Source organism: Hyalangium sp., from assembly GCF_035629615.1.
In the GTDB taxonomy this organism is placed as follows: domain Bacteria; phylum Myxococcota; class Myxococcia; order Myxococcales; family Myxococcaceae; genus Hyalangium.
In genome coordinates this window covers 1-11,528 of the sequence record NZ_DASPHO010000463.1, presented here as the reverse complement: position 1 = coordinate 11,528, position 11,528 = coordinate 1, and the positions used below count along the sequence as shown (strand labels likewise).

The 11,528-nt window shown below is 65.4% G+C and carries 10 protein-coding genes; 6 read left to right on the top strand and 4 right to left on the bottom strand.

What is annotated here, in order from left to right:
* From VD972_RS23740 to VD972_RS45520, 4 genes are all read left to right on the top strand, one after another.
* Window positions 1-2,309 (top strand): ATP-binding protein (locus VD972_RS23740; RefSeq protein WP_324990663.1); only part of this gene is annotated, 2,309 nt, incomplete at its 5' end.
* Between the two features lie 56 nt (window positions 2,310-2,365).
* On the top strand, window positions 2,366-3,397 hold the full coding sequence (locus VD972_RS45530; RefSeq protein WP_414654107.1) for a chemotaxis protein CheB: 1,032 nt from the start codon (window positions 2,366-2,368) through the stop codon (window positions 3,395-3,397).
* A 127-nt stretch (window positions 3,398-3,524) separates the two neighbouring features.
* Entirely contained in the window at window positions 3,525-3,716 is a 192-nt protein-coding gene (locus VD972_RS45525; RefSeq protein WP_414654106.1) for a hypothetical protein, read from the top strand.
* 951 nt (window positions 3,717-4,667) lie between these two features.
* Complete coding sequence (locus tag VD972_RS45520; RefSeq protein WP_414654105.1) at window positions 4,668-4,934, top strand: hypothetical protein; 267 nt, start codon at window positions 4,668-4,670, stop codon at window positions 4,932-4,934.
* A 310-nt stretch (window positions 4,935-5,244) separates the two neighbouring features.
* Here the strand turns inward: VD972_RS45520 and VD972_RS23725 are convergent, their stop codons facing one another.
* The 4 genes from VD972_RS23725 to VD972_RS23710 all read right to left on the bottom strand — a co-directional run bounded on the left by VD972_RS23725 (window position 5,245) and on the right by VD972_RS23710 (window position 10,316).
* On the bottom strand, window positions 5,245-5,517 hold the full coding sequence (locus VD972_RS23725; RefSeq protein WP_324990657.1) for a hypothetical protein: 273 nt from the start codon (window positions 5,515-5,517) through the stop codon (window positions 5,245-5,247).
* A gap of 205 nt (window positions 5,518-5,722) precedes the next feature.
* Window positions 5,723-6,544, bottom strand: coding sequence for a hypothetical protein (locus VD972_RS23720; RefSeq protein WP_324990656.1), 822 nt, complete (start codon window positions 6,542-6,544; stop codon window positions 5,723-5,725).
* Window positions 6,537-7,850 carry a putative sensor domain DACNV-containing protein gene (locus tag VD972_RS23715; protein ID WP_324990654.1) on the bottom strand — a complete coding sequence of 438 codons (1,314 nt, stop codon included), beginning with the start codon at window positions 7,848-7,850 and terminating at the stop codon, window positions 6,537-6,539. The genes VD972_RS23720 and VD972_RS23715 overlap by 8 nt, the downstream gene beginning before the upstream one ends.
* A 66-nt stretch (window positions 7,851-7,916) precedes the next feature.
* A complete protein-coding gene (locus tag VD972_RS23710; RefSeq protein WP_324990652.1) occupies window positions 7,917-10,316 on the bottom strand; it encodes an endonuclease MutS2 in 2,400 nt (799 codons plus the stop codon).
* 72 nt (window positions 10,317-10,388) lie between these two features.
* On the opposite strand from VD972_RS23710, the gene VD972_RS23705 reads away from it, so the two are divergent.
* Together VD972_RS23705 and VD972_RS23700 are read left to right on the top strand one after the other, a co-directional pair.
* Window positions 10,389-11,087, top strand: coding sequence for a tetratricopeptide repeat protein (locus tag VD972_RS23705; RefSeq protein ID WP_324990651.1), 699 nt, complete (start codon window positions 10,389-10,391; stop codon window positions 11,085-11,087).
* Window positions 11,088-11,148: 61 nt separating this feature from the next.
* On the top strand, window positions 11,149-11,528 hold a 380-nt coding region (locus VD972_RS23700), incomplete at its 3' end, for an adenylate/guanylate cyclase domain-containing protein (protein WP_324990649.1).

The following is an 11,528-nucleotide window of genomic DNA, read 5'->3' as shown; positions in this document are numbered from 1 at the left end:
TGATCACCATCCTGGGGCCGGGGGGCATGGGGAAGACCCGGCTGGCCACGCACTTCGGGAGCCTCGAGCTGGCCACGCGGGCCTGGGAGGGCGGGGTCTGGTGGTGCGATCTCACCGAGGCGGCGACGCTCGAGGACATCTGTCATGTCCTCGGCCAGGCGCTGGGCGTGCACCTGAATGGCGGCGTGGGAGCGGATCTGGTGGGGCAGCTCGGCGGGGTGCTGAGCGGCCGCGGTCCGGCCCTGGTCATCCTGGACAACCTGGAGCACCTGCTCCAGCACGTGCCTGCCACGCTCCGGCGCTGGATCGTCCTGGCGCCCGAGGCACGGTTCCTCGTCACCTCCCAGGAGTCACTGCGCCTGGCGGGGGAGCGGATCCTGGATCTGGCGCCGCTGGGCTTGCCGGGCGATGAGGATCGTTCCTTGGAGGTGATCTCCCGCTCGGAGGCGGTGCGCCTGTTCGTCCAGCGGGCGCGAGCGCTGCGGGGGAGCTTCGAGCTGACAGAGGCGGAGGCGCCGCTGGTGGCGGACATCGTCCGGCGGCTGGACGGGATTGCCCTGGCGATCGAGCTGGCGGCGGCGCGCACGGCGTTGCTGGGGGTAGGGCAGATCCGGGAGCGGCTGTCCCGGCGCTTCGAGCTGCTGCGCAGCGGCCAGCGGGATGCGGTGGCGCGGCAGGCGACGCTGCGAGGTGCGATTGACTGGTCTTGGAGCCTGCTGGATCTGACGGAGCAGACGGTGCTGGCGCAGTGCTCGGTGTTCCGCGGGGGCTTCACGCTGGAGGCCGCCGAGGCCGTGCTCGCGCCCGTCTCCGGTGGGCCGGAGGTGCTGGAGACGGTCCAGGCGCTGCGCTCCAAGTCGCTGCTGCGGGCGGGGGCCTCGGAGGCCGTGCCGGGCGAGCTGCGCCTGGGCATGTACGAGAGCGTTCGCGAGTACGCCTCGTCGCGGCTGGCGGAGCAGGGCGAGGGCGCGGCGCTGGTCGTGCGTCATGCGGAGTACTACCTGGCGCTGGCGCGGGAGCTGCGCGGGCCGGCACGAGGGGGCGGGGTGGAGGCGCTGCACCGGCTGATGCTGGAGCGGGAGAACCTGCTGGCCGTGTGTGATCACGCGCTCGCGGCGTGGCCGCCGACACCGGAATCCGTGAGCCGGTCGCTGGAGGCATTGGTGGCGCTGGAGCCGGACATCGCCTCGCGGGGGCCGGTGGGGATCACCCTGCCTCGGCTGGATCGATCGCTGGAGCAAGCGGCGACGCTCTCCCAGGACTCGCTGCTCCGGGCCGAGGCGCTGGCGGTGCGAGGCCGGGCGCATCTGGAGACGGGGCAGCTCGCGGCGGCCCGGAGGGATCTGGAGAAGGCGCGGACCTCCTGTCGCGCGTTGGGGGAGAAGGCTGGGGAGAAGCGCATCCTGGTCGACCTGTCGATCGTGGCGCGGCACGAGGGGGATGTGGAGGCAGCGTGGCGCTTCATCCAGGGGGCGCGCAGCCTGCCTGCGGAGGGGGACCGATGGCTGGAGGCCTACACGGTGGGAAACGTGGGGATCATCGAGCAGGTGCGCAGCGGCCCGGGCGCGGCAATCCCGCACCTGCATGATGCGCTGGCGCTGTTCCGGGCGGTGGGGGACCGGACCTTCGAGGTGCTCTTCCTGAACAACCTGGCGCTGGCGATTGGGGAGTGCGGGGGGACGGCGGAGGCGGTGGGGTTCCTGGAGGAAGCGCTGGCGAAGGCGCTGGGAGCGGGGAGCCGGGCGGGTCAGGCCTTCGCGCGGTTGAACCTGGGCTGCTGCCTGCTGGACGCGGATCGGGCCGCGGAGGCGTGCGAGCACCTGGAGGCGGTGGTGGCGCTGGGGCGGCAGCTTGGGATGCGCATCGTGGAGGGGTGTGCCCGGGGTGAGCTGGGCCGGGCCTACCTCGTGTCGGGGGCATGGGAGGTGGCGGAGTCCCACCTGACGAGCGCGACGTCGATCCTGGCGCAGGTATCGCGGTGGCACTCGCTGCGGTTCTCTCTGCACCTGGCGGCGGTGCGGGCCTTGAGAGGGGCGCTGCCGGAGGCGAGGAGTGGCTTCGCGGCGCTGGAGTCGGCGCCCGAGATCCAGAACGATCTGGTGCTGAGTGAGCTGGCGGCGCTGCTCTACGCGACGGTGGCGCTCGCCGAGGCGCGGTCCACAGCTGCTGGGAGCGCGGAGGCAGCGCGGAGCCGGGAGGAGGTCCTCAGGCGGCTGGAGCGGGCGCGGGGTGTTCCCACGGAGGGCGCCTCGTCTGATCTGCGGGGCTGGCTGAAGCTCCTCGAGCAGGAGCTGAGCGCACGCGGATAGCCACCTCGCTTCCATTATCGTTAGAGGGCAACCCTTATCGTGACACCGAGGATGATATGGCCAGTGCCAAGTTCAAGGAGTCGAGCACTGGAGGCTCGGCGACCGTCGTCGTCGGGGTCTCCTCGGGAGGAATGGACGCTCTGACAAGGTTGGTCGCGCAACTCCCTGAGAGCTTCCCTGCACCCGTGTTCGTAGTCCAACACATGTCAGCGGACACCACGGGTGACGCGCTTGTCAACGCAATGAACAAGCACGGCAAGCTCACGTGCACCCATGCACGGGATGGAGAACGGTTCGTAGGCGGACGCATCTATCTGGCTCCGTCCGATCACCACCTGATGATCGGCAAGGGCAAGATGTTGGTCACGAAGGGCGCTCGGGAGAACCGCTCGCGTCCGGCCATTGACCCATTGTTCCGGTCAGCCGCCGTGGCCTATGGAAACAGAGTGATCGGTGTGTTGCTCACCGGCTATCTGGATGATGGAACCGCCGGCCTGACAGCGATCAAGAGGAGCGGGGGGACTTGCGTTGTGCAGGACCCTAAGGACGCAGCCTACCCCGACATGCCGCAGAATGCCCTCAATCGCATGAAGGTCGACTATTGCCTGCCGCTGGCGGAGATGGGCACTCTTTTGTCCAAGCTCGTCCGGAGGAAGTTCGGCAAGCGTAAGCCCGTGCCCAAAGACATCGCCATCGAGGCGAAGATCGCAGAGCGAGTCTTGAGCGACTTGCATTCGGTCGAGGCGCTCGGGGAACAGGTGCCATTCAACTGCCCCGGTTGCGGCGGCGTCTTGTGGCGCGTCGAGAAAGACAAATCCCTCCGATTCCGCTGCCATACCGGCCACGCCTTTACCGCACCCGTCCTCTTGGCCGAACAGACGGCGAAGATCGAAGAGACACTCTGGGTTGCCCTGCGGATGTTCGAGGAGCGGCGAAACCTCCTGCTCAACATGCAGACTTCCCACGGTGGCAGCAGCTATCGCTCGGCCTCCGAGCGGGCACGAGAATCCGAGGTCCACATCAAACGCATCAGGGCCCTCTTGAAGTCGGACAACAAGGCGACCGACGATGATGTGTCCGAACAGTGAGCGCTGCTGTGCAGGGGACAGCCGACCCACACCTTCGCTGAGCGTTGGACTGGTCAGTGCCGGGGGTTGCTGGCTCGCGGTGAACCAGGCCGGGTTGGGGACGCCGAACGCGCTCTGGGCATAGCCCATGTCATTCAACTCGTTGACGAAGACACCGAGCGCGAGCGGGATCGTGCCCTTGGCAGTGGTGCCTGCACGGGAGTGGCAGGTGATGCACGAGGAGGTGCTGACGAAGCCGGCCTCGGTGACGGAGTTGCCCAGGTGGGTGGGCTGCCCCGTCGAGTCCGTGAACTCGGTCTGCGATCCCTTTATCCGGTAGCTCTTCCATGCCCGGTCGTAGCGCGTGGGCACCAGCGTGGGGTTGTCCTTTGTCCCGATCCCCAGGCCATTGAAGACGCTCTGCAGCGCGGGAGTGATGTCGCCACCGGCGTAGGTCTTCCCCGTGTCGTAGATCCAGGAGGGGAGCAGCAGGTCGTCGCACTTGAGGTGCGGCATCGTGAAGTTGCTGGCCTGGCCGGCGCTCACCTTGTCCGGTGAGCGGTACCCGAACGAGTCGTTGCAGCCCGTGTAGTCGCACCGTCCCAGGTTGTTGACGTGCTCGAAGGTGGTCCAGACCCAGTTGGGTGTGTCCTTGCTGGAGATGTGGAAGGCGAGCAGCCAGTGCTCACCCGGCTTGAGGATCGTCCCGTTGTTGTCGGTGACGGGGGTGAGGATGTTCATCTTGATGTACGGATTCTTCGGATCCTCCTTGAGGCCGATCTGCTCGGCGCGCTCCCGGTTGAGCCAGTTGCTCTTGATCATGATGGCGTCGGCGGGGAAAGCGATCTCCACCGTCGCGCCGCCGGTGTTCTGCACGTGGAAGGCCGTCCCTTTGCTCACGTTGGCGCTGTTCCGGGTGAAGACTCCGGCAATGCCCTCCTGGTTGTAGAGGTTCTTTTTGAAGACGAAGTCGAACATGGGCTTGTTGCGGAAGACGAGCTCGGCCATGGACTGGCGGATCTCGCGGCCCGGATCGCCGTTGGCGAGCAGCTTCTGGACAGGCTCGCCTCCCGAGGTGCGCAGGTGCGCCTTGGAGGGCTCCCGGCCAAAGCGCAGGGGCGCGCCCTCCTTGTAGCGGGAGAGGAAGTCGCCCGGGAAGTAGGGGCAGAACTTCGCGGGGTTCTGCAGATCGTCATAGCCCGGGTTGTTCTTGCTGCCCGGCTGGCAGCAGTTCGCCTTGATGGGATCCTCTCCGCTCTGGCACAGGCGCAGGGGCTGGCTCTGAGGCCACGTGTACTCGTCCGCGGCCCAGCCCTTCCAGAACTCCTGGGTCACTACCTGCGCGAAGAGCTTCCAGGCGGACATGTCCGGGCACGACATCGCCGGGTTCGTCACGGGCGGCGCGATGACGATGGAGCCGTTCTGGATGCGCATCGCGCATTCGTTTGCATCCTGGGAGCGGCTCAGGGAGTACATCGAGGACGTGATGGAAGAGGTGCTTGCCGAGCTGCAGGGTGCCTTGGGGGCGGAGTCTGCGCGTGGGTTGAGGGAGCGGTGAGCAGGGCCACGAGCAGCGACAGTGCCGCCGTGAGCCGGGATGGGTGCTGGTGCATCAATCCTCCTGGAGTGATCCGTTTCGGGGTGATGCCGCACCCATTGCACCTTGCGTGCCTGAAGTGTCTGTCGGGCAACACCGCTTCGATCCTCGCGTAACTTCTGAGAGGAGAGGCCGGTGGGCGGGAGCGGGGGCTTTGGGCAGTGTATGCCTGCGTCGGGCCTGACGCGGGTGCTTCATGGCCGGACGCAGGGGCCGTGGAGGATGTGCCGGGAGAGCCTGCAGCCAATCAGTCCACCCGTGTCTCCTCGGCTCAGGGGCCTAGAGTATCTGACGATTTTCGCAGGATACGCCCATCTACGCTGAGCGCGTATGTAATACCACCATCGAGCAGACCATAGTTCATCCCGCAGTTCTCCGGCTTGAATGTGATCCGGACGAAGATGATATCACCCTCCCGCTTGGCCTGATATTCATGCGAAACTTGTTGATCACGGCAGGGAAGGTCCGACGGGTCGGGATTCAGGAAGTCGTCCGCGGCGATTCGGATGGCTTGAAGCATATACCCATCAATCTCCGCATCCACTTGCAGCCTACTGTCGAAGACTGGCAGTTGGACTCGCATATCCGCAAACTCGGGCTGCTCTCGCTTGGGTACGCACTGGCAGCCAAAGATTCCTGCTAGGGCTCTGCACGGTCCATGGGCGCACCCCGTGAACAGCAGGCCAATCATGATGAAGAGCACTTTTGTCATTGATCTCATCGCGGCGGCCGATCTCGTATCAGGACATCTAGTTTTCAATGATGGTGACTTCCAATTTGCCGTTCTTGGGATTCCGCAGGTAGTCCACTGTGGCTGCGTCCCGAGATTGCCAGTCTCCATTCTTGGTCATAGTCCACATCTGTATGGTTCGTGCTGAGGTACTGTATTGGAAGAAGCCATCACAAGATGGCTCGTCGCGATCTTCCCGAGAGAAGAAGGCGGCCATTCCAAGCCGAATCTGACCATTGTCGTGTAGGGTTTCCTGGATATACTGCTCCGTCTCGACAAGGTAGATGATATCCTCTTGGGTGAAGATACGCGGGGAGGGGTGGCTATGGATGGCGATGGCGTACTTGATGCGCTTGTCCGGATAGCCAGGCTCATCAACAAAGCGGGTGTCGATGATGCGGCGAGGCAGACTGCAGAATCGCCGATCCCCCTCTCTTTGAATTTCAGGAGTAGCAATCAGGCTGATCTCATACTCGCTCTTGGGAGTGTAATAGATCCACGCGCAGTACTCCGTGGAGTCATCCCGGGAATACTGAACGTAGAAGTCTCCGAGCCGCTTTAACTCGACCTTTTGCTTGGAGGCACCAGGCAACGACATCAAGCGGGGGCACGCGTGCACTAGTGCATCAAAGTACGTCAGGAATGGGCCACCCTTGAGCGGAGCAGGGAGAGCGTACTCATACCCACGAGCAGGGCGTTCTGCAGGAATTACAACCACATCGGGCGGCAGGGAAGGAGCCAAGGTACAGCCCGACGCTAGAATCGCTGCCATCACACGTGGAAATCGCACCCTGGAATCGGTCTCTGCCCTAGGCGCGAACGATTGCAATGGATCATTCATCGGGAATCCGGAGGTTCCAGAGGAGGACCTTGTCCTCTCCAGAGGGCCGATGCAAGCAGCGCAGCGGTCCATCCTGAGATGCCACAAAGGTTAGTCCTCCCGGATGTTGGTTTGCGAAGGATGCTGCTGCTCGATGCCGCGAGCCATGTTGTCCAATGTCGTATGGTTCGCAGGGCTCACCACTGAGCGTTTGGGTCTCATAGACCGTAGGCTTCTGTCCTTGAGTGGGAATCGGATAGCCGGCACAGATGACTTCAAGGTTGGGACCGAGCAGGAGCGCATTATCTACTGTTGTGAGCTGGCCGATGGTGCCCACGAGGGCTTCGAGTTCCTCTTCATCGTGCTCCTTTTGTTGGTGGGCTATAGCCTTTTCGAGAGCCTCATCGTCCGACTCTGGTGTGTCCTTCGTTGTGCGCTGCCAGAAAAGATTTTCAAGGCCGGTGCGCGATGCAACATAATCTTTTAGGCTGTTGCGCAATACAATTCCAGCTTCTCGAGGGATCCTGTACTTGCCTGTGGTTCTGGCGGTGTCGATAGCGTTTGAGTCAGGGAGAAGGGCAATCAACCCGCCATGTCGCATTTCCCTCATTCTATTGACGAGGTTATAGATGACATGGGAGATATGCCCGGCCTTGTTCTCTGGTAGTCGTAGCCAAGACTCTGCCAGTTCGGTCAGAATTGATGCGCACATCTGCATGAGTGCAGATTTGACAATGCTGCTTGTGTTGAAAAGGAGGTCGTGGAGCAGGACCCTGCGCGTCGGTGCAACAAGGCTTCCCTGCTCGTACCGAAAAACCTCCTCACCCTCAATGCTCAAGGTGAGGTGGCCTGGCTCGGGTGCGCAAAATACAAGCACACTCTCTTCATTGGTTTCGTAGATGTGTTCATATTCAACCCTGCGTGCAATGCCTTGGATGGTGAGTCGGCCATTGCAAGGTCCCACGACGACAGATGTGCGGGGAAGATTGGCAGCGGGGGCAATCTTCATGAGAGCCTTGACGCTGAAGTCCGTAATGGCAGGCTCAGCCTCAAATGGAATGAGTTCCCATGCTCGCCGAGCGTAACGAGCACTCCCAACGAGGACGTGCTCGCGAATGTCTTGAAGTCCAGCAAGCCCGTGCAGATGGTAAACCACGCGAACGCGAGTGAGTTCTCCTTCTTCTTTCCCGAGGCTGGCAAAGAAGAGCGTGTCGGCGAGTTCTGCAAGCAGTTGTAATTCCTCCCCAGAATGACGCGACGCTCCTCTTTGTCGCTGCAGCCAGTCATGCAAGCTCTTGCCTGGGTACTGCAAATTGGATTCACTCATGTTGGGGCAATCTACAGTGCCGGGGCAGGCGGGAACGACAGTCTCAATTCAGCTGTTTCTGCTTGTTTACGCCCTCAGAGCCACCACGGTGACGCCGTCGCCACCCTCGTGGCTCTCGCCCGGGCGAAACATGCGGATGTAGGGCGAGTTGGCCAGGTAGTCGCGGATGGCCTGCTTGAGCGCTCCCGTGCCGTGGCCGTGGACGATCAGCGCCGCCTCCTCGCCGTTGCGCATGCCCCGGTCGAGGAACTGCTCCACCTCCGTCAGCGCCTCGTCCGCCCTCATGCCCCGCACGTCGCAGCGGAAGCTCGTCGCCTGGACCTCCGCGGGCGCCGCTGCCGAGGCCTTCCTCATCGCCGCTTCCTGCTTGTTGCGCTCAGGGAACCGCACCTGCGGCTTCGCCGTCCGAGACCCCGACAGCTCCGACACTGGCACGCGCATCTTCAACACCCCTGCCGCCACCAGCGCCTCGTCGTCGTTCACCTCCAGGATCTCCACGTCCTTGTTGAGCCCCGCGTGCCGCACCCACGCACCCACCTTGAGCGTCGGCGGCTGCGGCGCCTCCACCTGGTAGAGCTCCGCTCGCGCCTCCTTGGCCCGCTTCTGGGCGTCGTCGGCCCGCTGCAACAGTGCCGTCCGCGCTTCCTGCGCCGCCTTCTCGCTCGACTGCGCGCGCAGCGCCTGGAGCAGCCCTCGCACCTCCGCCGCCGCGTGCTCGCTGGCCGCCGCCACGTCCTCGTTGAAGCGCATCATCTTCTCCTTGCGCTCGCGCTCGAAGACCTGCTTCTGCGCCTCCAGCTCCTGGCGCAGCTTCTCCGCCGCCGCCGCCGCCGTCTTCGCACGCTCCAACTCGTCCGTGAGCTGCCGCCGCTCCTCCTCGGCCGCCGCCAGCGCCTTGGCCAGCGGACCGCCCGCGTTCATCGCCAGCTCCCGCGCGCGCTGGCAGATGCGCTCCGGCAGCCCCATCCGCGCCGCCATCTCGATGGCTGAGGATGCGCCCGACGCTCCCAGCTGCAGCCGGTACGTCGGCACATTCCGCTTGGAGTCGTAGCCCACCCTCGCGTTGAGGAAGCGCTTGTCCATGTGCGCCAGCGCCTTGAGCTCCTCCAGGTGCGTCGTCACCAGCACCACCGCGCCCTTCTCCAGCAGCTCCTCCAGCACGGCGATCGCGATCGCCGCGCCCTCGCGCGGATCCGTGTCCGCGGCGATCTCGTCGATCAGCACCAGCGAGCCCTTGCCCACCAGCGCGGCGATGTCGCGCAGCATCACCACGTGCGCGCTGAACGTGGACAGGCCCTGGGACAGATCCTGCGCGTCGCCCACCGTGGAGTTCACCGAGCGGTAGAGCGGCATCTGCGAGCCCTCCTCCACCGGGATCGGCAGGCCGCAGCGCAGCATCAGCGAGCACAGGCCCACCGCCGTCAGCGTCACCGTCTTGCCGCCCGCGTTGGGGCCGGACACCACCAGCGCCCGCGCCTCGCCCGAGAGCGTCACGTCATTGGGCACCACGTCCGTGCCCTTGAGCGCCAGCAGCGGGTGCCGCAGCTGCCGCAGCGTCAGATCCTCCACGCCGGTGAACTTGGGGGTGCTCGCGTCCAGATCCGCCGCCAGCAGCGCCGCCGCCTCTGCCTCGTCCAGCTCGGCCACCGACGCCAGCCCCTCCAGCACCCGGTCCGCCTCCTTCCCGAGCTGGTTGGACAGGTCCAGCAGGATCCGCCGCTCCTCCTCGGCCACCATGGACTGGGCGATCGCCAGATCGTTGCCCATGCTCACCATCGCCTGGGGCTCGATGAAGAGCGTCTGGCCCGTCTGGCTCGCGTTGTGGACGATGCCTGGCACCTCGCCGCGGAAGTTGGAGACGACGGGCACCACATACCGGCCATTGCGCAGCGTGTAGTAGTTCTCGCGCAGCTTGGGCACGAAGCCCTCGTCGTGGAGCAGCTCGTCCAGCCGCGTCTTGATGCGCCGGTGCAGCCCGCTGGCGCGATCCCGCGCCTCCTTCAAGTCAGGGCTGGCCCGGTCCGAGATCGTCCCGTCGGGCTCGAAGCTGCGATCGATGCGAGACGCGAGCGTCTCCAGCATCGGGAGCCGGCGGCCCAGGGTCGCCAGCATGGGGACGGCCTCCTCCCGCTCCTCCAGGGCCTCGCGGGTGCGGGCAAACGCGTAGAGGAGCTGCGCGGAGGCAATCAGATCCCGGGGTTCCAGCATGCCCCCCTTGGAGGCTCGGCCCACCGCGTCCCTCAGGTCACTCACCCCGCCAAGGGGAAGGGAGAACTGCTCTTGCGCCAGCAGCCGAGCCTCGGCCACCAGGGAGAGCGCGTCCGAGACCTGGTCCTCGGTATCCAGGAATGGCCGGGCCTGTGCGCGCTCTCTTCCGGGCGCCGTCCGGCAGCGGTGGGCCAGCGCGCGGAGCACTTCTGCGTGGCCGAGATCCTCGAGGGTTCGTTGGGCGATCTGCACGGACATGGTTTCATGCCTGGCCCTAGGGGCCGTCAAGGGATCATTGAGGGGACTGGCCGCCTCTGTTATCAGCCGCCCATGGTGTGGCTCATCCTGGCAGGCGCATTGGCGGGCGCCGTGGACGCCCCAGCGAACACGGCCCTGACACAGGCCCTCGCTCGGGAAGAGGCGGGGGACTCCGCGGGGGCGCTCGCGGGCGTGGAGTCCGTCCTCAAGGCGTGGCCGGCCTGGGAGCTGCCTCGCATTGAAGCCGCGCGGCTGTTGCTCAAGCTCGGCGGAGAGCTGGATCGGGCCGAGGCCCACCTGGAGGTCGCCTCCGCGCTCGCTCCCGAGAATCCCCGCGCCCACTACCTTCGTGGGCTGCTGTGGGAGGAGCGGGGCAAACCCCTGCTGGCCGCCCAGGCGTACGAGGTGGCGCTCCTCTACCGCCCCTCTTATGAGGAGGCCCGGTTCCGAGCCGCCGGGCTCTGGATGGCCCAAGGGGACTGGCTCAAGGCCGAGTACCACTACCGCCTCCTCTCCAAGGCCCGCCCCGAGTGGGTGCAGGTACGTCTACTGCTGGCCCAGGTCCTGGAGCGGCAGGAGCGGATGGAGGAGTCGGAGCGCGAGCTGCTCAGGGCACGTGAGCTCCAGCCGGAGAACCCGCTGGTCCTCCGGCGGCTCGCCGAGCTGTACGAGCGGACGGGCAGGGCGAAGCTCGCCGAGAAGCTGCGCAAGTCGGTCGAGGAGCCCGCGCCGAAGCGCCGCATGCGCACGCTCAAGCCGTCCCGTCGGTAGGCGGACGGACGGGGCCCAGGCCGATTGCGCTGGGAGCGCTGGCGCATAGACTGCGCGGGCCTTGAAGACCGCCAACCTCGCCATCGTCTTCACCGACATCAAAGGGTTCACCGAGCGTACCAGCCGGCAGACCCATGTGGAGAATGAGCGCCTGCTCCAGGTGCACCATGATCTCCTCGCGCCGCTGTTCAAGGCGTTCGGTGGGCGCATCATCAAGTCCATCGGGGACGCGTTCCTCGTGACTTTTGAGTCGCCCACCCAGGCGGTCCTCAGCGGGGTCGCCATCCAGGATCGGCTCTGGCAGTACAACCGCTCGGTGCCCGAGAGCGCGCAGCTCCACGTGCGCGTGGCCGTCAACGTGGGCGAGGTGCGTCTCGAGGCCAGCGACGTGTTCGGCGAGCCCGTGAACATCGCCTCGCGCGTGGAGGGGATCGCCGAGGC